At 62.0% G+C, this 22765-nt stretch carries 18 protein-coding genes and 1 pseudogene; 2 read left to right on the top strand and 17 right to left on the bottom strand.

Annotated features, from left to right (window positions below; genetic code table 11):
• The 11 genes and pseudogenes from HX812_RS28965 to iolC all read right to left on the bottom strand — a co-directional run.
• Positions 1 to 103, bottom strand: a pseudogene (locus HX812_RS28965) (ABC transporter permease); the annotation flags it as partial.
• A 26-nt stretch (positions 104 to 129) separates the two neighbouring features.
• Entirely contained in the window at positions 130 to 1683 is a 1554-nt protein-coding gene (locus HX812_RS28960; RefSeq protein WP_038848452.1) for a sugar ABC transporter ATP-binding protein, read from the bottom strand.
• 65 nt (positions 1684 to 1748) lie between these two features.
• Positions 1749 to 2678 (bottom strand): sugar ABC transporter substrate-binding protein, encoded by a 930-nt coding sequence (locus tag HX812_RS28955; protein WP_038848453.1) that lies wholly within the window; start codon positions 2676 to 2678, stop codon positions 1749 to 1751.
• A gap of 48 nt (positions 2679 to 2726) precedes the next feature.
• Positions 2727 to 2903 carry a hypothetical protein gene (locus tag HX812_RS28950; protein ID WP_177004141.1) on the bottom strand — a complete coding sequence of 59 codons (177 nt, stop codon included), beginning with the start codon at positions 2901 to 2903 and terminating at the stop codon, positions 2727 to 2729.
• A 127-nt stretch (positions 2904 to 3030) separates the two neighbouring features.
• Positions 3031 to 4059 (bottom strand): Gfo/Idh/MocA family oxidoreductase, encoded by a 1029-nt coding sequence (locus HX812_RS28945; RefSeq protein WP_038848454.1) that lies wholly within the window; start codon positions 4057 to 4059, stop codon positions 3031 to 3033.
• A gap of 151 nt (positions 4060 to 4210) precedes the next feature.
• Positions 4211 to 5221: a Gfo/Idh/MocA family protein gene (locus HX812_RS28940; RefSeq protein WP_038848455.1), complete on the bottom strand. Its 1011-nt coding sequence runs from the start codon at positions 5219 to 5221 to the stop codon at positions 4211 to 4213.
• 19 nt (positions 5222 to 5240) lie between these two features.
• Complete coding sequence (gene iolD / locus HX812_RS28935; protein ID WP_038848457.1) at positions 5241 to 7172, bottom strand: 3D-(3,5/4)-trihydroxycyclohexane-1,2-dione acylhydrolase (decyclizing); 1932 nt, start codon at positions 7170 to 7172, stop codon at positions 5241 to 5243.
• 10 nt (positions 7173 to 7182) lie between these two features.
• Entirely contained in the window at positions 7183 to 7998 is an 816-nt protein-coding gene (locus tag HX812_RS28930) for a TIM barrel protein (protein WP_038848459.1), read from the bottom strand.
• Positions 7999 to 8027: 29 nt separating this feature from the next.
• Complete coding sequence (gene iolB, locus HX812_RS28925; protein ID WP_033898212.1) at positions 8028 to 8816, bottom strand: 5-deoxy-glucuronate isomerase; 789 nt, start codon at positions 8814 to 8816, stop codon at positions 8028 to 8030.
• A gap of 3 nt (positions 8817 to 8819) precedes the next feature.
• A complete protein-coding gene (iolE, locus tag HX812_RS28920; protein WP_038848461.1) occupies positions 8820 to 9707 on the bottom strand; it encodes a myo-inosose-2 dehydratase in 888 nt (295 codons plus the stop codon).
• Between the two features lie 42 nt (positions 9708 to 9749).
• Positions 9750 to 11687, bottom strand: a complete 1938-nt coding sequence (gene iolC / locus HX812_RS28915) for a 5-dehydro-2-deoxygluconokinase (RefSeq protein ID WP_038848463.1) — start codon at positions 11685 to 11687, stop codon at positions 9750 to 9752.
• Between the two features lie 284 nt (positions 11688 to 11971).
• Here iolC and HX812_RS28910 point away from each other — a divergent pair, with 284 nt between their 5' ends.
• Entirely contained in the window at positions 11972 to 12880 is a 909-nt protein-coding gene (locus HX812_RS28910) for a MurR/RpiR family transcriptional regulator (RefSeq protein ID WP_038848466.1), read from the top strand.
• On the opposite strand, the gene HX812_RS28905 is transcribed toward HX812_RS28910, so the two are convergent.
• From HX812_RS28905 to HX812_RS28885, 5 genes are all read right to left on the bottom strand, one after another.
• Complete coding sequence (locus HX812_RS28905; RefSeq protein WP_038848468.1) at positions 12810 to 15968, bottom strand: efflux RND transporter permease subunit; 3159 nt, start codon at positions 15966 to 15968, stop codon at positions 12810 to 12812. The genes HX812_RS28910 and HX812_RS28905 overlap by 71 nt on opposite strands.
• Positions 15965 to 17143, bottom strand: coding sequence for an efflux RND transporter periplasmic adaptor subunit (locus HX812_RS28900; RefSeq protein ID WP_038848469.1), 1179 nt, complete (start codon positions 17141 to 17143; stop codon positions 15965 to 15967). The genes HX812_RS28905 and HX812_RS28900 overlap by 4 nt, the downstream gene beginning before the upstream one ends.
• Positions 17136 to 18365 carry a TolC family protein gene (locus HX812_RS28895; RefSeq protein ID WP_038848472.1) on the bottom strand — a complete coding sequence of 410 codons (1230 nt, stop codon included), beginning with the start codon at positions 18363 to 18365 and terminating at the stop codon, positions 17136 to 17138. The genes HX812_RS28900 and HX812_RS28895 overlap by 8 nt, the downstream gene beginning before the upstream one ends.
• A gap of 96 nt (positions 18366 to 18461) precedes the next feature.
• Positions 18462 to 18800, bottom strand: a complete 339-nt coding sequence (locus HX812_RS28890) for a hypothetical protein (protein ID WP_033898204.1) — start codon at positions 18798 to 18800, stop codon at positions 18462 to 18464.
• Between the two features lie 26 nt (positions 18801 to 18826).
• Positions 18827 to 20248: a PLP-dependent aminotransferase family protein gene (locus HX812_RS28885; protein ID WP_038848475.1), complete on the bottom strand. Its 1422-nt coding sequence runs from the start codon at positions 20246 to 20248 to the stop codon at positions 18827 to 18829.
• 92 nt (positions 20249 to 20340) lie between these two features.
• Here HX812_RS28885 and HX812_RS28880 point away from each other — a divergent pair, with 92 nt between their 5' ends.
• Positions 20341 to 21552: a multidrug effflux MFS transporter gene (locus HX812_RS28880; protein ID WP_038848476.1), complete on the top strand. Its 1212-nt coding sequence runs from the start codon at positions 20341 to 20343 to the stop codon at positions 21550 to 21552.
• A gap of 99 nt (positions 21553 to 21651) precedes the next feature.
• Here the strand turns inward: HX812_RS28880 and HX812_RS28875 are convergent, their stop codons facing one another.
• On the bottom strand, positions 21652 to 22557 hold the full coding sequence (locus HX812_RS28875; protein WP_038848479.1) for a hypothetical protein: 906 nt from the start codon (positions 22555 to 22557) through the stop codon (positions 21652 to 21654).
• Positions 22558 to 22765: the final 208 nt, after the last annotated feature.

The following is a 22765-nucleotide window of genomic DNA, read 5'->3' as shown; positions in this document are numbered from 1 at the left end:
GGCCGATGCCGATCAGCACCAGGAAGATGCTCAGCTCGGTGGGCATGCGTCGACGACTTTTAGTGGGCACCGTCGCAGGTTTGTTGTCCGTTATTGCGTTCATAGCCAATCACCTTCTTATTCTGTACGTCAGTGGACTGCCGTCATCCCGGAGGCCAACTGCATGACTTTTTCCTGGGTCGCATCGCTGCGGTCTAGGGTGCCCATCAATTCGCCTTCGTGCATCACCATGACCCGGTCGCTCATGCCCAGCACTTCGGGCAATTCGGAGGAAATCATGATCACGGCCATGCCTTCGCTGGCGAGGAATGAAATCAATCGGTAGATCTCGGCCTTGGCGCCCACGTCAATGCCACGGGTGGGTTCATCGAGGATCAGCAGGCGCGGGTTGGTCATCAGCCAGCGCGCCAGCAAGGCCTTCTGCTGATTACCGCCGGACAAGGTGTCGATGCACTGCTCGAGGGACGGGGTTTTTACCCGCAGCTTCTTGCACATGTCTTCGCACAGCGCACGCAGGGCTTTTTGCTGGATAAAGCCGTTGCCGGTGTAGTGCGGCAATACAGCCATTTCCATGTTTTCCAGGACCGACAGGCACGGGAACAGGCCACTGAGCTTGCGATCCTCGGTCAACAGCGCAAAGCCTTTTTCGATGGCCATGTGCGGGTCGGTAATGCGCACCGCCTTGCCATCCAGGGTGATCTGGCCGCTGCTGCTGGGGGTGATGCCAAAAATGGTTTCTGCCACGTTGGTGCGGCCCGAGCCCATCAGGCCGGCGATACCGAGGATTTCGCCTGCGTGCAGGTCGAACGATACGTCCTTGAACACGCCGTCCAGTGTCAGGTCGCGCACCGTCAGCAACAGGTCGCCGATGGGCGTCTCGCGCACCGGGAACAACTGGCTCAGTTCGCGGCCGACCATCATCGAGATCAGGCTGTCGCTGTTCATGCTGTCGGCGCGCTGCAGGCCGATGTAGTGGCCGTCGCGGAACACCGCCACTTCATCGGCGATGGCGAACACTTCGTTCATTTTGTGGGTGATGTAGACGATGCCTTTGCCCTGGGACTTGAGGTCGGCAATGATCGAAAACAGGTGGGCCACTTCCTTCTCGGTAATGGCCGATGTCGGCTCATCCATGATCAGGATGTCGGAGTCGTAGGACACCGCCTTGGCAATCTCGACCATCTGCCGCTCGGCGATGCTCAGGTTGCCCACGTGTTCCTCGGGGTCCAGGTTGATGCGCAGGCGCGCCAGCAATTCGGCAGTGCAGCGGTGCATTTCGCGGTGGTTGACCATGTGCAGGCTGTTGAGCTGCTCGCGGCCGATCCAGATGTTCTCGGCGATGCTCATGTGCGGCATCAGGTTGAGTTCCTGGTGGATCATCGCGATCCCGGCCTTCTGGGCCGCCAGGGGTGTTTCAAACACGATCGGCTTGCCACGCAGGCGGATTTCCCCGGCGTCGGGCTGGTAGATGCCGGCGATGATTTTCATCAGCGTCGACTTGCCCGCACCGTTCTCGCCCATCAGCGCCAGCACGGTGCCGGGGCGCACCCGCAATTGCACGTCGGCCAGGGCCACGACGCCGGGAAAGCCTTTGCTGATATTGACGATTTCCAGCAGGTAGGGTTCTTCCAGCGGCTGGGGCTGGATACCGGGAGGCTGCGAGACAGTCGCTTGAGCGAGCATAGGGAGGTACTCCATCGGCAGGGCGGGCACGACCGCCCTGCCGGCTTATTGTTGTTATGTAGGGACTATTTGAAGTCTTTGACGTTGTCCGGGGTGATCAGCTGGAACGGGATCACCACGTTCTGCTCGATAGGCTCGTTCTTGGCCATCTTGCGCGCCGTCTCCACCGACTTGTCGGCCTGACCCTTGGCGTCCTGGAAGGCCGACACGGTCATGTCACCCTTGGTGATCGCGTTCAGGCCATCCGGCGTGCCATCGACACCGGCGATCAACACGCCCTTCTTCCCCGCAGACTTCAGGGCCATGGACGCGCCGATGGCCATTTCATCGTTGTTAGCCAACACCGCGTTGAACTCACGGCCCTGGGTCAGCCAGTCGTTGACCAGGGTCATGCCCTTGTCACGCAGCCAGATACCGGTCTGTTCCTGCTCGATTTTGATGCCTGGGTACTTAGTCAGGACTTCCTTCACACCCTTGGTACGGTTGGTGGTGGAGTTGTTCGCCAGGTCGCCCAGCAGGATCACGATGTTGCCTTTGCCGCCGAGCTTTTCAGCGATGTACTGCATCTGCAACTTGCCGGCCTCGACGTCGTCGGACGTCACTGCCGCGACGCCTGGGGCCAATGTCGGGCTGTCAGGGCGGCGGTTGACGAACACCAGCGGGATTTTTGCTGCGGTGGCGGCCTTGATGATGTTGGCCGTCGACGCGGTGTCTACCGGGTTGACGATGATCGCGTCGACTTTCTGACTGATAAAGTTCTCGACCTGGCTCAGTTGCTTGACCACGTCGGCACGGGCGTCTTCGAACTGCAATTGCACGCCATCGCCCTTGGGATAGGACTTGGCCTGCTTGTCCATGTCTTCGCGCAGGTAGGTCAGAAAGGTGTCATCGAAGGCGGACATGCTTACGCCTATCTTCAGGTCGGCAGCCGAGGCAACACCGCTGGCGAGCAGCATGGACAAGGCCAGGGCGGTAAAACGGATCGGGGTCTTCATGAACGGTCTGTCTCCACTTTCTTGTTGGTTTTTTGGACGTTGCGTTTATCAGAGCTCGGCAGGCAGCCGGACGACGGGTGCACCGGGAATGCAGCACACCAGCGCGCCTTTGTTTTCGACGCACAGCACATTAAGGAAGGAGAAGTAGAACGGCCGGGCGCGGGGCAGACCGCGTGGCGCTTTGGCAGGGCGTAAAACTCGCAGTACAGCGTTGAAGATTTTCATCTGACGGTACCTGGTTGTTTTTGATCTTGTTTTTGTTGAGTCGCCCGGATCGAGTCCAAACGTACTTTATGCAACCTGGAAAAGACTTTATTGGAAAATAATTTCCATATCAACCTGTTTTAGAATTTTATTCTATTTTTGTTGAAACCACCTGCTGGCGCTCGGCGCTGAGCCGTGCGGCGTCCAATATACGGGTGGTTTCCAGGGCGTCATTGGCGTCCACTGGCAACGGTCCCTGCCCTTGTACCGCCAGTTGCAACTGCCGATAGAATTGATTCCAGCAGCCCTTTTCCGAGGGGACTCGCTCACGCTCCACGCCTTGTTCGAACCAACCCCAACGTCGATGCTCTTCGGCGCCCCAGTGTTCACCTTCGGTTTTCGGCGATTTGCCGGCCATCAAGGCTTCTTCCTGGCCGTCCAGGCCTTCGACGGTGTAACAGCCTGCGCTGCCACTGACGCGAAAACGCGGCGCCTGGCTGTTTTGCAAAGCGTTGCCCCATAGATGGGAAATCACACCATTGGCATGGGTCAGCGAAACAAAGAAGCCGTGATCCACCGTGGGGTGTTCGGCGGTGTAATGCAACTGGGCGAACACCCGATCCACCGGGCCGAACAGTTGCAACGCCTGGTCGACCAAATGGCTGCCCAGGTCGCGCAGCCAGCCGCCACCGCTGGCGTTGCCCACGGCCTGCGGGCTGTAGCGTTCCACGCGGGATTCAAAGCGGGTGATCTTGCCCAGGGCGCCGGCATCGATGAGCTTGCGCAGAGTCAGGTAGTCCGAATCCCAACGCCGGTTCTGGTACACGCTGAGCAGCGTGCCCTGGCGCTCGGCGGCGGTGATCAGCGCCTGGGCCTGTTCGGCGTTGGCGGCGAAGGGTTTGTCGCTGACCACGGTGACACCGTGTTCGATGGCCTCCAGCACCAGGGCCGGGCGGCCTTTGAGGGTGGTGGAGATGACCAGGGCGTCGACACCGGCCTCGACGATCTGGCCGATGGAGTCAAAGGCCTTTACACCAGGAAGGTCCGTGTTCAATTGCTGTCGGCGCTCAGGTGAGCGCGTAACGACGCCAACAAACGTGGCGCCGGGCAGTGTTGCAATCAGCGGCGCATGAAAGAAGCGCCCTCCGTGGCCGTAGCCGACCAATCCAATTCGCATGAGTAGATACCTTCTTGAACTGGAAACCGGATCAACTGTGGGAGCTGGCTTGCCTGCGATAGCAGTGTGTCAGGCAATGAATCTGGCACTGATAAACCGCTATCGCAGGCAAGCCAGCTCCTACAGTTTTTGACCGAGTTTCTTCATTGGTTTAGCCGTAGAAGTGCGGACGATCCGGCAGGCTCACCTTCACAATCTGCTCACTGTTCTGCGCCTCGATGCACGCATCCGCCGCCACTGCCGCAGCAAAGCCATCCCACGCCGACGGCCCGCCGACCTGGCCGGCACGTACGCTGTCGATAAACGCCTGCAACTCCACGTCATAGGCACCGATAAACCGGTCCTTCCAATCCATCAGGATCGCGTTGGACAGCTTCGCGCCACTGCGCAGTTGCACCTGGGACGGCTCCGGCAGCTTGGCGATGCCGGTCTCCCCCACCACTTCGCACTGGATGTCGTAGCCGTACTGACAGTTCACGAACACTTCCACATCAATGCGCGTGCCCTTGGCGGTTTCCAGCAGCACGATCTGTGGGTCGCGCAGGTGGGCCAGCGCCTTGCTGGATTTGCGCGGGAACACCACTTGCACCGACACGTAGTCGTCGTTGAGCAGCCAGCGCAACACATCCAGTTCGTGGATCAGCGTGTCGGTGATCGCCATGTCGGTCTTGTAATTCTCGCCCACCGTCGGGTTGCGGTGCGCGCAGTGCAGCATCAGCGGCTCGCCGATCTGGCCGCTGTCGATCACGGCTTTGAGGGCGCGATAGCCTTCGTCGTACGGGCGCATGAAGCCGACTTGCACCAGGCGCTTGCCGAAGGCCACTTCGGCATCGACGATCTTGCGGCAGCCTTCGGCGGTGACCGCCAGGGGTTTTTCGCAGAACACCGGTTTACCGGCGGCGATGGCGGCCAGCACGAACTCTTCGTGGCTCGGCCCCCAGGAGGTGACGAGTACCGCTTCGACTTCCGGGGAATTGATCAGCGCATGGCCGTCGGCGTATACCTCGGCACTGATATTCAAGTCAGCCACCACCTTGGCGGCCTGCTCCAGGTTGATGTCGGTCACCGCCACCACCTGGCTGTTGAGCAAGGTCTGGCTGCAACGACGGATATGGTCCCGGCCGATAGCGCCTGTACCGATGACACCGAGCTTCAAAGACATACAAACACTCCTCTTGTGATTAGTACTGCCGGGCCTTCGCCAGGTGTTCATTGAGTTTTTTCGCGGCGGCATTCGTGCGTTCGCTGGTGGAGACCTGCGCCACGCCCACTCGCCACCACGACAGGTAGCCGTGGATCATGGTTTTGGGCAGCACCTTGATATCGATCAACGTGGACACCGTTTGAGTACGCGCATCGGCCAGCGCGGCTTGCAACTGTTCCACGCTGCTGACCTTGTAGGTCTTGCAGCCATAGGCCGCCGCGCTCATGGCGAAGTCCACCGGCACCAGGCCACCGTCGAGCTTGCCGCTCTCAGGGTTGCGGTAGCGGAATTCAGTGCCGAAGCTGTCCATGCCGTTGCCGATCTGCAGGTTGTTGATGCAGCCGAAGGCCATGTTGTCGAGCAGCACCACGTTGATCTTGCGCCGCTCCTGGATCGAGGTGGCCAGCTCCGAGTGCAGCATCATGTAGGAGCCGTCACCGACCAAGGCATAGACCTCTTTGCTCGGCTCGGCGAGTTTCACGCCAAGGGCGGCGTTGATCTCATAGCCCATGCACGAATAGCCGTACTCGACGTGGTAGGTGTTCACGCCCTTGCTGCGCCAGGCGCGTTGCAAATCACCGGGCAGGCTGCCGGCGGCGGCGACGATGATGGCGTCGTCGGCCAGGGTTTCATTCAGCACGCCCAGCACGCGGCTTTGGGTCAGGCACGAGCCGGTCAACTCGATAAATTCACGCAGCACCGCGCGGTCCAGATGGTCGTCGATCTCAGGCACAAAATCGTCACCGGCATATTCGACCTGATGCACACGGTCCACTTCGGCGTCCAACTGCGCCTTGGCCTCGCTGATCTGCCCGCCCCAGCCGGAACGGTAATCGCCCAGGGCATCCGCCAGTGCTTCCAGGGCGACTTGGGCGTCGGCCAACACCTGCACGCCGTCCAGCTTCAGGGCGTCACACGGGCTGATGTTGAGGTTGAGAAACTTGACGTCGGCATGCTTGAACAGCGATTTGGACGAGGTGGTGAAGTCGGTATAGCGCGTGCCGATGCCAATGATCAGGTCGGCCTCGGGCGCCAGCAGGTTTGCCGCCAGGCAGCCGGTTTCACCAATCCCGCCGACATTCAGCGGATGGCTGGACACCACGGCGCTCTTGCCCGCCTGGGTTTCCGCGAAGGGAATCTCAAAGCGTTCGGCAAAGGCTTGCAGCGCGGCATTGGCACCGGAGTACTTCACCCCGCCACCGCAGATGATCAGCGGCTTGCGCTTGCCGCGGAACGCCGCCAGTGCATCACTGATCATCGCAGCCGTGGCCGGACGACGGTCGATGCGGTGCACGCGTTTCTGCAGGAAATAATCCGGATAATCCCAGGCCTCGGCCTGCAAGTCCTGGGGCAATGCCAGGGTGACCGCGCCAGTTTCGGCCGGGTCGGTCAGCACGCGCATGGCGTGGATGGCGGCGGTCATCAACTGCTCGGGGCGGTTGATGCGGTCCCAATATTTGCTCACCGAACGGAAGGCATCGTTGGTGCTGATGCTCAAGTCGTGGAACTGCTCGATCTGTTGCAGCACCGGGTCAGGCTGGCGGCTGGCGTAGACATCGCCGGGCAGCAGCAACAACGGGATGCGGTTGGCCGTGGCGGTCGCGGCGGCGGTGAGCATATTGGCGGCGCCTGGGCCGACGGAGGCCGTACACGCGTAGATCTTGCGGCGCAGGTGCTGCTTGGCGAAACCGATGGCGGCATGGGCCATGCCCTGCTCGTTGCGGCCTTGGTGCACCACCAGGTCGCCGGCATCCTGTTCCAGGGCCTGCCCCAGGCCCAGCACGTTGCCGTGGCCGAAAATCGTGAACACCCCGGCGACGAACTTGCTCTGCACGCCGTCGACTTCGATGTATTGGTTATCCAGGAACTTCACCAGGGCCTGGGCCATGGTCAGTCTTGTTGTGGTCATCTCGCGCCCCTTATCGTTTCTGCAGGTGGGCGATGCTTGCCCCCAACGCCTGCTGGATATCCGCCAATGCATGCACGCTCTCGGCAAACGGTTCGAACGACAGGTAGCCGCTGTAGCCGGTGCTGAGCAAGGTGTCGATCTGTGCGGCGTTGCCCAGGATGTCGCCCTCGCCCACCAGCACGCGGTGGCCGTCGCGAATCGAATTCAGCGGCGCCTCGCTGTCTTCCACGCCGGAGATATGCACCAGCCCGGTCAGTTCCGGGAAAAACTCATGTTCGCTGGCCAGGTGATGATGGAAGGTGTCGTGCACCAGGCGGAACACATCCAGGCCGCCGATGGATTTGATCGCCTCCACCGCCACACGCTTGCGTCGCAGGGCACATTCCTCAAAACCCAGGGGCTCGATAAAGCCGAGAATCCCGTAGTCCCGCAGGATCGGCGCCAACTCGCTCAAGGCCGTGCGCAAACCGGCGGCACGCTGGGCTTCGTTGCGCGTGTCGCCCGGCTCATTGAGCGGGCACATCACCAGGCCCTGGGCCCCGCATTCACGGGCGTAGGTCGCCAGTTTGATCGCCTGGGCCCGGCGTTCGTCGTTCCACACATCAAAGGGGTACAGCGCGTTGATCGACAGCACGGTGATGCCCTGCACCGCGCACAGTTCACGCACGCGGCTGGCCGGGGTACCGAACTCGATCTGCTTGTCGGCCAGGTCATTGCGGATCTCGATGGCATCGCACTTGAGCGTTGCGGCCAACTGGATGAAATCCGGAAGGGACAGGTGGGGAGCGACCATGCGGTTAAGGGCGAAACGTAGAGGCGACTTCATTTATTGTTGTTCTCCGTCCAAACCGCTGATTAGAGGTCCAGCAGCCAGCTGTGCTGCGGGTCGTTGTGGAAATGCCAGGCACGCTTGGGGCCGGCCATCACGTTCAGGTAATAGGACTCGTAGCCATAGGGCACGCTGACCGGGTGGTAACCCTTGGGCACCACCACCAGGTCGCTGTTTTCCACGGCCATGGCCTGATCGATGCTGCGGTCGTCGGTGTAGACGCGCTGGAACACGAAGCCCTGGGGCGGGTTGATCTGGTGGTAGTAGGTTTCTTCCAGGAAGCTCTGGTGCGGCAGGTCGTCGGTGTCGTGCTTGTGCGGCGGGTAACTCGACGAATGCCCGGACGGCGTGCGCACTTCCACCACCAGCAGCGAATGGGCCGGCTCGCTGTCGGGCAGGATGTCGCACACGTAGCGGGTGTTGGCGCCCTTGCCGCGTACGCTGCGCTTGCAGTTTTCGGGGCGGATCAGCCGAGGTTCGTAGCCCTCTGCGCCCGGCGCGGCGCACACGGCAATCTGTACGTCGCTCAACGCGGTGACCTGGGCATCGGTGCCCGGCGGCAGGTAGGCGGCGAACGGCGACTTGTCTTCGAACACCGATTGGCGATCACCCAGGTTCTGCCAATTGAAGCCTTCGCCTTCGATGTTCACCCGGCCGCTGAGCAGCACCAGACACAGTTCTTTATCACCGGCGCTGACCGGCAGGGTTTCCCCCAGGCTCAGGCGGTAGGCGCAAAAACCCACGTACTCCAGGCGCCCGGCTTCGAGGGCGACCATGGTCTGGCCGCGTTTACTGCTTTTGACCAACAAGCTCATCACTCAAGTCCTCTCGTTGAGAAGCGCACGCAGGGTGTCGTAGCCTTTTTTCGCATAGATATAGCTGGGTGCCACCGCCGGATCCTGCTCGGCTTCCACCACCAGCCAGCCCTCGTAATGCGCGGCCAGCAGTGCATCAAGCAATTGCGCAAAGTCGATGTCGCCATCACCGGGCACGGTGAAGGTGCCGTTGACGATGCAGTCGGGAAAACTCCACATCTGGTTGCGCGCCAGTTGCACCACAGGCTTGCGCACGTCCTTGAAATGCACATGGCAGATGCGGTCGATGTGTTTGCGCAGCACCTCGATAGGCTCACCGCCGCCCATGTAGCAGTGGCCCGAATCGAACAGCAGGCCGACTTCAGGACCGGTGCGGCGCATCAGTTGGTCGATGTCTTCCGGGGATTCAACATAAGCGCCCATGTGGTGGTGGTACGCCAGGCGCACGCCCTGGGACAGGGTGAAGCGCGCCAGTTCAGTGAGTTTGTCGGCGTAGTCCTGCCAGGCCTGTTCGCTGTGAAAGCGCGGACGTTCGATCAGGCGGATGCGCGAGCCCTGGATCGAATCGGCCACCTCGCCGTAAACCAAGACCTTGGCGCCATTGTGCTTGAGCAACTCGACATGCCCGGCGATGGCCTCGATTTCTTCGGCCACCGAGCGCCGGGCCAGGCGGCTGGAGTACCAGCCAGAAACCAGCGCCAGGTCATAGGGGCGCAACACATCGCCGACGCCCTTGGCGTCCTTGGGGAATTTGCCGTTGAGTTCAAAACCTTCGTAGCCGATTTCCTTGCCTTCGCTCAGGGCGGTGCTCAAGGGCGTTTCACCGCCCAGGGCCGGCAGGTCGTCGTTGCTCCAGGAGATCGGGTTGATGCCAATTCGGATTGCGGGCATGGCTGCACCTTTTATTGTTTTTCAAAGTTGCCGGAAAGCGGTTCAGCCGCGTGCGCTGCGCCAGGCATTGATCAATTGCTCGAACGTACCCTGCACCTGCTGGATCAAGGTCTCGTCATCAATCTCCCCCGCCATCCACGCGCGGCTGGGTTCCTGGAAGATCGTGCGGCCCACGGCAAAGCCACGGCAGGTGGTGCTTTGGCTGGCTTGCTGGAAACCGTCGGCGAGAAATTCGGCCGACGCATTCAGGCCCAGCAGCACCACGCCACGGCAGTACGGGTCGCGCTCCTGGATCAGTTCGTCGAGCTTCTTCCAGTCCTCGGCCGATTGCGCCTCGATCTTCCACCACGCCGGGTAGATACCCAGGTTGTACAGGCGCTTGAGGCTGCGGTAGAGCACGTCCGGGTAGGTGGACGGGTGATCCTTGGGCGGAATGACTTCCAGCAGCAGTTCATGGCCACTGACAATCGACGCCTCGTACACCGCCTTGAGTTGTGCTTCCTGTTCCAGGCGCAGCATCGGTTCGTCGTCCGGGTGGAATTGCACCAGGCACTTGATGATCTGCTCTTGAGGCCAGGCGATCAGGTTGCTGCCCACTGAACGGCCATGTTCGAAGGCCAGTGGCCGTGAGTTCTGCACTTCCACGGGGCGCGCGATCCACCAGCCACGGCCACTGGCGGCGTTGAGTGCGTCCTGGCCGAAGCGTTGGTCGGCGAGCAAGCCGACGTCGGCTGCCACCCCTTGTTCGGCGAGTTTTTTCTCGACGCGTTCGATGGCCTGGATAAACAGTTGCTTGGCATCACTGATGCGCGCCGGGTCCTGGCCGCCCTTTTGCGCCAGGTCCACCAGTTGCCAGCGGTGATCGAAGGCAAATACGAACAGCTGTTTCCAGGCCTTGCGCGGCACCGTCACGCGGTGCAGGCGTTGCAGGGTCACGTCCTGGTCCGGACGGGTTATCGGCATGGGGCTGTTGAACAGGTATTCCAGCTCCGCCGGCGTCGGCATGGCCGGCGCGCAGGCGTGGCGGGAGACGACCAGGCCGCCACAGGCATTGGCCAACTGGCTGCAACGCTCGTCACTCGCGTCGTTGATCCAGCCGCTGAGGAAACCCGACATGAACGCATCGCCGGCGCCCAATACGTTGAGCACTTCAACCTGCACACCAGGGTAGATGGCGCCGTCTTCCAGGCGCGCCGGGATGGCGCCGTGGATCACCGTGCAACCCTGCGGGCCGAGCTTGACCACCAAGGTCGCCGGGGTCAGTTCACGCACTCTGCGCAATGCGGCGAGTAAATCTTCACTGCCGCCCGCGATGAGGAATTCTTCTTCGGTGCCGACGATCAAATCAAAACGCGGCAGGATGGTCTGCACGTGCTGGCTGACATTCTGGTCAGCGACAAACCGGGTTTCACCATCGGCCTTGCCCGCCAGGCCCCACAGCACCGGGCGGTAGTCGATATCCAGCACGCGCTTGACGTTGTGCTTGGCCGCGTAGTCCAGGGCCTGGATGCTGGCCTTGTACACGCCGTCGGTGGAGAAATGCGTGCCGGTGATCAGCAACGCCTTGCTAGAGGCGATAAAGGCTTCGCTGATGTCTTCGGCGCGCAGGGCCATGTCGGCGCAGTTTTCGCGGTAGAACACCAGGGGGAAGGTTTCGCGGTCCTTGAGGCCGAGCAACACCAGGGCGGTGAGGCGTTCCGGGTCGACCTTGATGCCGCTGACGTCACAGCCTTCACGGGCCAGGGACTCCACCAGGAAGCGCCCCATATGGTCGTCACCGACCCGGCTCAACATCGCCGACCTGAGCCCCAGCCTGGCGGTGCCGAAGGCAATGTTGGCGGAAGAACCGCCGAGGTACTTGGCGAAGCTGGACACGTCCTCAAGCCGCGCACCCACTTGCTGCGCATAAAGGTCGACGCCCAGGCGCCCGAGGCAAATCAGATCCAATTGACGCCCACTGGCAAAACGAGTCTGGCCCATGCTGGCTCCTGTTATTTTTATCAGCCTGCGTTGTGCCGCCGTGGCGGTGGCAAACGCTCTTGGTGGGAGCAGACTAGAACGTCCGGCGACGCCAATCAATATTTATTCCAGATATTTTTTCATTGGAATATTTTTTCCATTAAGCTTGAACAGAGCCAGTCCCACTACAGTGCATCGTTTCAGCAGGCCACGCCGGCCGTGATGCCGGGGTATTTTTTTGCGCCTACCCTGTAGACTTGCGCCACCCATCAGCGCAACAGACAACAACGCCAGAAGGATTGCCCATGTCCCGCACCGATCCCGAGACCCCCCTGGAAGACACTATCGCCAGCCCTCCGATCAATGCCGAGCGCCTGTTGCAGCTGATCACCGACGAATATGAGAGCCTGCCGCGCCAGCTCAAGCGCATCGCCAGCTACATGAGCCAGCAGAGCGACCGGATCATGGTCGACCGCATCAGCGACATCGCCCGCGAGTGCGAAGTGCACCCGTCGGCCATCGTGCGCTTCTCGCAACGCTTCGGGTTCAGTGGCTTCAGTGAGATGCAGGCGTTGTTCCGCGAGGCCTACACCCACAAGACCACGCCGGTGCAGAACTACCAGCAACGCATCCGCAGCATGATCGCCAACAAGTCGCAGAAGGCCAGCGGCGGCGACCTGGCGCGTGAGTGCGTCAACGCGACTTTGTCCGGCATCGAGCGCCTGGGGTTGGAGTTGGATGATGTCGCGTTCGACAAAGCCGTGGACCTGGTGGTCAACGCCGACAATATCTACGTGGTCGGCGTGCGCCGCTCTTTTGCGGTGGCCGATTACCTGGTCTACAACCTGCAACACACCAACAAGCGCATCCACCTGATCTCAGGCCTGGGCGGCAGTTATCGCGAACAGATGCGCAGCGTGCGCGCCAACGACTTGGTGATTGCCATCAGCTTCACGCCCTACGGCAAAGAGACCCAGCACTGTTTGCGGATTGCCCAGCATCATCAGGCCAAGACGTTGATCATCACCGACAGCAACCTGTCGCCCCTGGCCAAGCGGGCGAACGCGGTGCTGTTGGTGAATGAAGGTTCGTCGTTTGCCTTCCGCTCGTTGAGCGCCACCCTGTGCCTGTGCCAGGCGTTGTTTATTGCGGTGGCGTACCGGCTGGAGTTGAAGGTGGATGAGATTCATGAGCAGGTCGGCTTCGACGACTGAGCATCAACCGATAAGCCGCTGGAATCACAAACAGCGACAACAACGGTGCGGTAAGCATCCCGCCGATCATCGGCGCGGCGATGCGGCTCATGACTTCGCTGCCGGTGCCGCCGTCCAGCAGGATCGGCAATAAACCAGCGATGATCACGGCGACGGTCATTGCCTTGGGCCGTACCCGCAGCACCGCGCCCTCGGTGATGGCGGCCAGCAGGTTCCCATCCTTGCGTTCGGCCCAGGCGTTTTTCAGGTAGAGCAGCATGATCACGCCAAACTCCGCCGACACACCGGCCAGCGCGATAAACCCTACGCCCGTGGCCACCGACAGGTTGAAACCCAGCCCGTAAAGCAACCACACCCCGCCTGTCAGTGCGAACGGCAAAGTCGCCAGGATCAGCAATGCTTCATCCGCCCGGCGAAAGGTCAGGTACAGCAGCACGAAGATGATCAGCAAGGTCGCCGGCACCACCAATTTCAAGCGTTGATTGGCCCGCTCCAGGAATTCGAACTGCCCCGAATAGCTGAGGCTCATGCCCGGTTGCAGTTGTACCTGCTGGTTGATCGCTGCGCGCAGGTCCTTCACCACCGACGCCAGGTCGCGATCACGCACGTCGATGTAGACCCAGCCGGAAGGCCGTGCGTTTTCGCTCTTGAGCATCGGCGGGCCGTCGCTCACCTTGACCTTGGCCACCGTGCCCAGGGTGATCTGGCTGCCGGACGGCGTGTAGATCGGCAAGTTTGCCAAGGCCGTCACCGAGTCGCGCCATTCCTTCGGATAGCGCAGGCTGATCGGGAAGCGCGCCAGGCCTTCCACGGTTTCGCCAATGGTTTCCCCGCCGATGGCACCCGACACAATCGACTGCACATCGGCGATGTTCAGTCCGTATTGCGCGGCCGCTGCCCGGTCGATATCCACGTCGATGTAGCGCCCACCGGTCAAGCGTTCGGCCAAGGCTGAACTGACGCCCGGCACGCCCTTGGCGACCTTTTCCACCGCCTGGGTCACTGCGTCGATCTGCATCAGGCTGGTACCGGCGACCTTCACGCCGACCGGGCTTTTCACGCCGGTGGCAAGCATGTCGATACGATTGCGAATCGGCGGAATCCAGATATTGGTCAGCCCCGGCACCTGCACCACGCGGTCGAGTTCCTTCACCAGTTTGTCCGGGGTCATGCCGGGGCGCCATTGGTCACGGGGCTTGAACTCGATAGTGGTCTCGAACATTTCCAGCGGGGCCGGGTCAGTGGCGGTTTCGGCGCGACCGGCCTTGCCAAACACATGGGCGACTTCCGGCACGGACTTGATCAACCGGTCGGTGCGTTGCAGCAACTCACCCGCCGTTTGCGTCGACAGCCCCGGCAGTGCCGAGGGCATGTACAGCAAATCCCCTTCGTCCAGCGGCGGCAGGAATTCCCCGCCCAGTTTGGAGATTGGCCACAGCGCACTGGCGACCACCAGCAACGCCACCACCAGGGTCAGGCGCGGCCGACGCAGCACCGCCTCCAGCGCAGGCTGATAGAGCTTGATCAGGCCGCGATTGAGCGGGTTACGCTGCTCATCCGGGATGCGCCCGCGAATCCAGTAGCCCATCAGCACCGGGATCAAGGTCACCGACAAACCGGCGGCCGCCGCCATGGCGTAGGTCTTGGTGTAGGCCAGCGGGCCGAACAGCCGACCTTCCTGGGCCTGCAAGGTGAACACCGGAATGAACGACAACGTGATGATCAACAGGCAGAAAAACAGCGCCGGGCCGACCTCTACCGCCGCGTCGGTCATGACCTTCCAGTGGTCTTCGCCCTTGAGTTCACGACCCGGATTGGCGTGATGCCAGGCTTCGATTTTCTTGTGGGCGTTTTCGATCATTACCACCGCCGCATCGACCATCGCGCCGATGGCAATCGCGATGCCGCCCAGGGACATGATGTTGGCGTTGATGCCCTGGAAACGCATGACGATAAAAGCGATCAACACCCCAACCGGCAACGAGATGATCGCCACCAGGGACGAACGCAGGTGCCACAGGAATATCCCGCAGACCAGCGCCACCACCAAGAACTCTTCCAGCAGCTTGTGGCTGAGGTTGTCCACGGCGCGGTCGATGAGTTTGCTGCGGTCGTAAGTGGTGACGATCTCCACGCCGGGCGGCAGGCTGCTTTTCAGTTGCTCAAGCTTGGTCTTGACGGCGGCGATGGCCTCCCGCGCGTTCTTGCCACTGCGCAGGATCACCACCCCGCCCACGGCTTCGCCCTCCCCGTCCAGCTCGCTCACGCCCCGGCGCAGGTCCGGGCCCAGCTGAATGGTTGCGACGTCGCCAAGCGTCACGGGGACATTATTCGTGTCCAGCCGCAAGGGAATCCCACGAAAATCCTGCAGCGACTTTAGGTAACCGGACGCCCGCACCATGTACTCGGACTCGCCCATGTTCAGTACCGAGCCGCCGGTTTCCTGGTTGGCTTTGCCGATGGCCTCCACCACCTGTGCCTGGGTAATGCCGCGACTGGCCAGGGCCAGCGGATCGAGCTGCACCTGGTACTGCTTGACCTGGCCGCCGATGGTCGCGACTTCGGCCACATTGGGCAGGGTCTTGAGTTCGAACTTGAGGAACCAGTCCTGCAAGGCACGCAACTGCGCCAGGTCATGCTGGCCGCTGCGGTCAACCAATGCGTACTGGTAGATCCAGCCAACGCCAGTGGCGTCCGGCCCCAACGCCGGTTTGGCCGATGCGGGCAAGCGCGCCTGCAACTGGCTGAGGTATTCCAGCACCCGCGAGCGCGCCCAATACAGGTCGGTGCCTTCGTCGAACAGCACATAGACGTAGCTGTCGCCGAAGAATGAAAACCCGCGCACGGTCTTGGCGCCCGGCACCGAGAGCATGGTGGTGGTCATCGGGTAGGTGACCTGGTTTTCCACGATCTGCGGCGCCTGGCCGGGATACGGCGTGCGGATGATCACCTGCACATCGGAGAGGTCCGGCAGTGCGTCAACCGGCGTATTTTGCACCGCCCAGACGCCCCAGGCCGTGACAAACAACGTCGCGAGCACTACCAGAAAACGGTTGGCGACTGACCAACGAATCAATAAGGCGATCATGGTTGGATAATCCCGCGCAAACTGGCTTCAGAGTCCAGCAGGAATTGACCGGACGCGACCACCTGCTGGCCTTCCTGCAAACCGCTGCGGATCACCGTCATCTCCTGGCTTTGCGCGCCGACCTCGACATCCACCGGACGGTAATGCCCGCCCTCCTCGGCCAGCATCACCAACGTGCGTTTACCGGTACGGATCAACGCTTCGCTGGGCACTTGCAGCACGGATTGCGGGGAGGATTGCGCCAAACGCACTTGGGCGGTCATGCCGGGGCGCAAGGTGCCGTCTGTATTGGGCAGTTCAACGCGAACCTGCACGGTACGGCTGTCGCCGGCAATCGCCGGCAGAATGGCACTGACGGTGCCCTTGACGACTTGCCCCGGCAGCCCGACAAAGCGGCTCTCCACCGCCTGCCCCACAGCCAGGGTCGCACCTTGAGATTGCGGCACGGCGACCTGCAACCACAGGCGATCCAGCCCATTGATGCGCGCCAGGGATTGCCCCGCCGCCATCGTCATGCCTTCGCGCACGTCGAGGGTTTGCACCACACCGCCGATGGGGCTGGTGACGGTCATTACCGATTGCGCACGGCCGCTGCGCTCCATCTGCGCGATCAACCCGGCGGGCATGCCGCTAAGGCGCAAACGCTGACGCGCTGCCCCCAACAAGCTCGCATCCGCGCTGCGGCGCAAGGCCAGGAATTCTTCCTGAGCCGCCGCCCATTCAGGTATCAACAGGTCAGCCAGAGGAGCACCGGCCTTGAGTACATCCCCTGGCGCGCGGTCATACACGCGCTCGACAAAACCACTGGCCCGCGCCTGTACCACGGCGACGTCGCGCTCATTGAAGGCGAGGATGCCGGAGAGGTCCAGTGTGGACGCCAACACACCACGGGTGACCGTAGCCAGGCGCACACCGAGGTTTTGCGCCACACGGGGGTCGATCTGCACGGCGGCGCTGTCTGCGGCGCCTTCCGCGTAACGCGGCACCAATTGCATGTCCATGAAAGGCGATTTGCCGGGCTTGTCGAATTTCTGCTGTGGGTACATCGGGTCATACCAGTACAGCGCCGGTTTGTTGTCGGCCATGGCCGCGACCGGAGCCGGTGCCTGCGCCAGCCAGTAACCAGCGCCCAGGCCGCCGCCCAACAACGCCACTGCGAGGAGTCGATTAATCATGGGAAGCTTCTCCGTAGGCGAAATACAGCTGCGCGCCAACCAAGGCACGTTGCTCAAGGGCATCGATCTGTTTGAAACGGGCCTCGACCAGCTCACGGCGGGCACTGACCAGGTTGAGCAAGTCACCCTTGCCAGCGCGATAACCGGCCAGGCTCAGTGCGACCTTCTCTTCGGCCAGGGGCACCAGACTGTCCTGGCTGCGCTGCACGGCGCGGTCCAGGCGTTGGTATTGCGCGAGGTCATCATCCAGTTGCTGGGTGTGTTCGCGGGTGACCGCTTCGCGCTCGGCGTCCAGTTGATCCAGTTCGGCTTGCTTGGCGGCGATCCCGGGGTTTTGCCGGCGACCGGGGAAGATCGGCAGGTCGAAACTCAATTGCAGGCTGACCATATCGCCGTATTCACGGCCACGGTGCTGGTAGTCCACTTCCCAACTCCAGTCCGACGTCTTTTGCGCCTTGGCTTCGCGCAACCGCGCTTCGGCTTCGCGGGTGCGCGGTGCAAAGGCTTGTAGCTCAGGGTGTTGATGCAGGTTATAACGCCCGTCGATGGGCCAGTTGGGCAGCTGGCCGCTGGGTGCTTCATTGGCGGCCGGGCCGATCCAGCGCTTGAGCGCCGCGCGGGCCTGGGCGCGTTGCTGGGTCAGTTCGTCTTCACGCCCGGCCAGTTCGGCGGCTTCCTGTCGCGGTATCACCGCATCCGAAGGCTGACCGCGACCACCAGCCAGTTGCGCACGCACGCTGTCTTGCAGCAGGCGGTTCTGCTGGTAGAAGTCCTTGAACAAGGCCTCCTTGCGTTCCACCGCATAGGCACGGATCCAGGCCTGGGCCGTGGCCTGGCGCACGTTCAGGCGTTCGATCCGACCTTCAGCCGCGGTGCGTTCCACCGTGGCATCGGCCAGTTCGATACGCGCCTTGCGCTTGTCGCGGCTGGGCACCTGCTGTTGGATACCGATCATTTGTTCGGTCATGTCATCGCCATACAACGTGCCGCGATTGGGCCCACCGATGGGGAAGTTCTGCAGGCCAACCACCAGCTTCGGGTCGGGCAATTCACCCGCCGGGATCGCCGCCTGGGTCGCGGCCTGCAACTTGGCCGACTCAGCAGCGAGCGACGGTGCGTTGTTCTGCGCCAGGCGCAGGGCGTCGTCCAGGGTCAGCGCACTCGCCCACGCCGGCCACGCCAGCACGCCCACCACCAGGGCGCGCATGTAGAGGGGATTCATGTTGAAGATTCCTGTTCCGTTGCGCTGCGCGCCGCATTACGCGGCCCACAGCAAAGCCATCCCGATCAGGGGATGCGTCTTGAGGTGCAACAGGAATCAGGAACGGGGTGGGCGCCAGACGCCGGACGGCGTGCGGTCGGGGATGAAGTCCGAAGCGGCGCTGACGAGCAGCGGATGGGCCAGGGTCAACGGTGCCTTGAGCACCGGCAGGGACAGTTGCAACAGGCCGCCGGTCTTGCATTCCTGGCCGGGTTTGCAGGCCTTGCCATGATCGACGCCGTCCTGGCAGCAGTCCGGGTTCATGTCGGTCATCACCTGCATGTCCGACATCTTCATCGGGCAAGGTTCGGTGCTCGACGGCACACCCGCCATCCCGGTCAGGGGAAGCGTGAGGCTTAAAAGCATGACGAGGATGACGCGTAGAAGGCGGCTCATGGGGCGCGAGTCTAGCCAAGCACGGGTTAAGCCGCTATTAACAATTGCGTGAGAACTCGGCCGTGAAAGCGAATCTGGGCCAGGGTCAACGCGGTGTAGCCGATGATCACCGCCGGCGGCAAGCTCACGCCGTGACAGAACTTGCCCAGAGGCTGCAGCGTCAACCCGGCTTCGGCGGCATGGTTGCAGAAATCGCCCTCTTCGACACCACCTGGCAGCCACACCACAAAATGCAACCCTGCCTGCTCGCCGCTGACCGCGCAGTGCCCACCCAGGCATTCCAACAACGCATCGCGACGGGCCTGGTACGCCTGGCGCGAAGCACGTAGATGACGCACGAAGGCACCGCTGCGCAAGAACTCCACCAATCCCAATTGATCAGTGGCCCCCACCGAATGCCCGGTGAGTTGCAAGGTGCGCAACAGCCCACGACGCAACGCCTTGGGCACCACCATGAAGCCCACGCGCAAACCGGGGAACAGGTTCTTGTTGAAGCTGCCGCAGTAGATCACGCGGTCGGCCGAATCCAGGGACTTGAGGGCGGCCAGTGGCGCAGTGTTGTAGTTGTACTCGCTGTCGTAATCGTCTTCGACCACCCAGGCGTCGGCGCGGGCTGCCCAATCCAACAGCGCCAGGCGACGGGACACCGACAGCGTCATGCCCAGCGGCGCCTGGTGCGCCGGGGTGACGTAGGCCAAGCGGGCTGTCTCGGGAAGTTGCGCGGTATCGAGGCCCTCGGCGGTGACGGGGATGCCCTGCACATTGGCGCCTGCCAGCGTGAATAGGCGCCGTGCCGGCAGGTAGCCGGGATCCTCGACACAGGCCCTATCGCCGGCCTTGAGCACGCTGCGCGCGATCAGGTCCAGGGCGTGGCGGATGCCGGTGGTGACAATCACTTCATCGGCTTCGCAATGCAGGCCGCGATAGCTGCGCAGGTAGTCGGCGATCTGTGCGCGCAACTCGGGCAGGCCGGCGGGATGTGACGCTTCCAACACGCCCGGCCCGACTGACAACAGCCCACGGGTGATACAGCGGGCCCAGCTCTTCAGATCGAACAGGCTGGCATCCGGGCGCCGTGCGACAAAGGGCACATGACTCTGCACACCACTGTCCGGCAGATCAGACTCCACAGGCCGACGGGGTATGTCCTTGGCCAACGGTGCGGCGATGAACTGCTCGGGGATCACCGCGCACACCCGCGTGCCGGACCCGGCGACCCGCTGCACGTAGCCTTCGCTGTGCAGGCGGTCGAACACGGCTTCCAGCGTGCCACGGGAGACCCGCCAGCGTTCGGCCAGGCTCCGCGTGGAGGGCAAACGGCTGCCCGCCGGCAGTTGGCGGTTCAGGATCGCACCGCGCAAGGCTTCGTAGGCGCCCTGCTGCTTGCCCGCCTCCAGCGTGTCGGGGCGCGGCAAATCGAGGGCGGATGCGGTTTTTCCTCGGCTCATAGTGGTCCTATCGAACAAGGCACAAGTGGTCCTAATGATTAAACCACAATGCGACTAGAGTCCGGGCTCTACTCTTTACCTTGAGACGTCCCATGACTCAACGCGCCCTCTCCACCGGGTTCTGGCTGGTGCTGCTGACCGTGCTCATCGCCTTGCCACGCATCACCTTGGACATGCACCTGCCGGCCCTGCCCGCTATGGCCGATGACTTCCAGACCAGCGACAGCCAGTTGCAACTGACCCTGACGCTGTACGCCCTCGGCTCGGCGATTTCGCTGCTGGTCAGTGGCCCGCTCACTGACCGCTTTGGTCGTCGTCCGGTGTTGCTGGCAGGGTTGTTTCTGTATGTCCTCGCCACGGCAGCTTGTGCCCTGGCTGACAACATCGCCGCGCTGATCATCGCCCGACTGTTCCAAGCCTTGGGTGGCTGTTGCACCACCGTGATCGGCCGTGTGATCGTGCGCGATTACTTCGACCGCGACGAACAGGCACGCCTGCTCGGTCTGATCTCCATGGCGATGGCAATTTCGCCAATGGCCGCGCCGGTACTGGGTAGCCTGATGCTGCCGTTCATCAACTGGCGCGGGTTGTTTGTGCTGCTGGGCGTAATCGGAGCTGTGCTGTGCCTGGTGGTGTATCGCCGCCTGCCTGAAACCCGCCCGCCGGAAGTCGCCGCCGCCCGGCCGCGTGGGCTGCTGCGCATTTACGGCCAACTGCTGCGTGACCGTTACTTCCTGCGTTATTCCCTGGCGATCGGTTGCGTGTACAGCACCTATTTTCCGTTTATCAGCGAGTCTTCGGCGTTGCTGCAACGGGGGTTTCATCTGTCTGCGACTGCTTACGCACTGGTATTCGCAGCCACGATCAGCGGCTACATGCTGGGCGCGAACCTGTTTCGTCGGCTGGTGCGGCGCTTCGAGGCAGACCGTTTGATCGTCGCCGGCATAGCCATGAACGTGCTGGGCAGTGGGATTCTGGCGCTGGCAGCCGTCGCACTGCCAGGGGAATGGCTGGCGATCGTGCTGCCGATGGTACTGATCATGGTGTCGGTGGGGATGGTGATTCCGGCCTGTCAGCTGTCGGTGCTGCAGCCCTATGGTGCAATCGCGGGAACGGCATCCGGGTTGTTCTTTTTCACCCAGATGTTCCTGACGGCTGTGAGCAGTTGGGCGACCGGACTGTTGTCCGATGGCACGTCGGCACCGTTGGTGATGATGACGGCACTGGCAAGTGTGTTGCTGGTGGCAAGCTGGCTGGCCTTGCAGCAAAAAGCCGCGCCTGTTGCTCAGGCGCGGCTCGGGTAACGCAACAATCAGTGCATGAAGATCGCGATCAGGATGATCACCGGAATAGGCACACCGAGGAACCAAAGCAGTAATGAGCGCATGATGTTCTCCTAATAATTAACGGACGAAGTGTTCGGTTTCGACATACACCACGGCATCGCGACGGCGACCGCCAAAGGTGGCTGCGAAGCTGGCGAAGAACGCGCCGATCAACAGGGCGACAAAGGTCCACAGCGAGGTATAGGCAGCGACCTTGGCGGCGGTATCAGCGGCTTGCTTGGCTTTGAGCTTGGCGTCTTCCACCGCTTTGCGGGCATCGCCGTAGACTTTGTCGATACGCGCTTCGGCATCTGCCTGGCTGAGGTTGGTGCGCTGGCTGATCAACTGGGCCAGGTAGGCACGGTCTTCAGGGGCCAGTTGGCCGTCGTTGCTCAGGGTGCGGGTGAAGATGCGGGCAACCACACCATGGGCGGCGTCATCGCTGACGGCGACCGGACGGTCGTCGCGAAACAGGCTGTCGACGTAGTAATCGAAGTCGCCGCCGTTGACGCCCTTGGCGGCACTGCCAGCGGCTTGGGTGATGCCGCTGGCCGCACCGGCTGCGACGCTGGCACCGGCTTTCACGCCGCCGCTGACGACACTGCTCACCGAACCGACCACCAGTACCGCAGTGATCAATGTAGCGACAGCCCAGGCCAGGAAACCATGGGCAGTGTCGCGAAAGTACACCTCATCGCCGTGCATATTCGCCCACTTCACACGCAACCGACCGGCGATGTAGCCGCCCAGCCCTGACGCGACGATTTGGGTAAACGCCAGCCAGACAATCGTGGAAATGCCAAGCCCCTTGGCACTGATACCGCTGTCAGCCCACGGCGACACCGCCGAAAAGCCCAGGCCGAAACCCAGCAGTACCAGGATCAGCGACAACGCGGCCGCAGCGGCCGCCCCGGCAAAAATCGCCCCCCAGGAAACCCCGGAGAGCGCGCTTGACTCTTGCAGCGTGGATGAGGATGTGATCATTGTTGTTGTGCTCCAAGGCAGAAAAATAGTGTTACAAGTCTCAAAAGGGACAGTGCAGGCACCATGCCAGTCGCCACGAAATTAAAATTTCATATATTTCAACGAGTTAACTAATTTGAACTTCTATAAACCATGCAACTTGCAAGAATTGACCGTTTGAGGCGGGCGTTATGCATCCCCTGTAGTGAGCGGGCTTGCCCCGCGCTGG

This window comes from Pseudomonas sp. IPO3749, from assembly GCF_013386605.1.
Classification (GTDB): Bacteria; Pseudomonadota; Gammaproteobacteria; order Pseudomonadales; family Pseudomonadaceae; genus Aquipseudomonas; species Aquipseudomonas azotoformans_A.
Note: the sequence above shows the minus strand (reverse complement) of the source record. Positions and strands in the feature narration are given on the sequence as shown.

What these genes read in the sequence shown, in the direction of transcription:
- HX812_RS28900 (WP_038848469.1), bottom strand. Translation starts at nt 17,143, where the DNA reads ATGATTAATCGACTCCTCGCAGTGGCGTTGTTGGGCGGCGGCCTGGGC.
- HX812_RS28880 (WP_038848476.1), top strand. Translation starts at nt 20,341, where the DNA reads ATGACTCAACGCGCCCTCTCCACCGGGTTCTGGCTGGTGCTGCTGACC.
- iolC (WP_038848463.1), bottom strand. Translation starts at nt 11,687, where the DNA reads ATGGGCCAGACTCGTTTTGCCAGTGGGCGTCAATTGGATCTGATTTGC.
- HX812_RS28895 (WP_038848472.1), bottom strand. Translation starts at nt 18,365, where the DNA reads ATGAATCCCCTCTACATGCGCGCCCTGGTGGTGGGCGTGCTGGCGTGG.
- HX812_RS28885 (WP_038848475.1), bottom strand. Translation starts at nt 20,248, where the DNA reads ATGAGCCGAGGAAAAACCGCATCCGCCCTCGATTTGCCGCGCCCCGAC.
- iolB (WP_033898212.1), bottom strand. Translation starts at nt 8,816, where the DNA reads ATGAGCTTGTTGGTCAAAAGCAGTAAACGCGGCCAGACCATGGTCGCC.
- HX812_RS28930 (WP_038848459.1), bottom strand. Translation starts at nt 7,998, where the DNA reads ATGAAGTCGCCTCTACGTTTCGCCCTTAACCGCATGGTCGCTCCCCAC.
- HX812_RS28940 (WP_038848455.1), bottom strand. Translation starts at nt 5,221, where the DNA reads ATGTCTTTGAAGCTCGGTGTCATCGGTACAGGCGCTATCGGCCGGGAC.
- HX812_RS28875 (WP_038848479.1), bottom strand. Translation starts at nt 22,557, where the DNA reads ATGATCACATCCTCATCCACGCTGCAAGAGTCAAGCGCGCTCTCCGGG.
- HX812_RS28905 (WP_038848468.1), bottom strand. Translation starts at nt 15,968, where the DNA reads ATGATCGCCTTATTGATTCGTTGGTCAGTCGCCAACCGTTTTCTGGTA.
- HX812_RS28960 (WP_038848452.1), bottom strand. Translation starts at nt 1,683, where the DNA reads ATGCTCGCTCAAGCGACTGTCTCGCAGCCTCCCGGTATCCAGCCCCAG.
- iolD (WP_038848457.1), bottom strand. Translation starts at nt 7,172, where the DNA reads ATGACCACAACAAGACTGACCATGGCCCAGGCCCTGGTGAAGTTCCTG.
- HX812_RS28910 (WP_038848466.1), top strand. Translation starts at nt 11,972, where the DNA reads ATGTCCCGCACCGATCCCGAGACCCCCCTGGAAGACACTATCGCCAGC.
- iolE (WP_038848461.1), bottom strand. Translation starts at nt 9,707, where the DNA reads ATGCCCGCAATCCGAATTGGCATCAACCCGATCTCCTGGAGCAACGAC.
- HX812_RS28890 (WP_033898204.1), bottom strand. Translation starts at nt 18,800, where the DNA reads ATGAGCCGCCTTCTACGCGTCATCCTCGTCATGCTTTTAAGCCTCACG.
- HX812_RS28950 (WP_177004141.1), bottom strand. Translation starts at nt 2,903, where the DNA reads ATGAAAATCTTCAACGCTGTACTGCGAGTTTTACGCCCTGCCAAAGCG.
- HX812_RS28955 (WP_038848453.1), bottom strand. Translation starts at nt 2,678, where the DNA reads ATGAAGACCCCGATCCGTTTTACCGCCCTGGCCTTGTCCATGCTGCTC.
- HX812_RS28945 (WP_038848454.1), bottom strand. Translation starts at nt 4,059, where the DNA reads ATGCGAATTGGATTGGTCGGCTACGGCCACGGAGGGCGCTTCTTTCAT.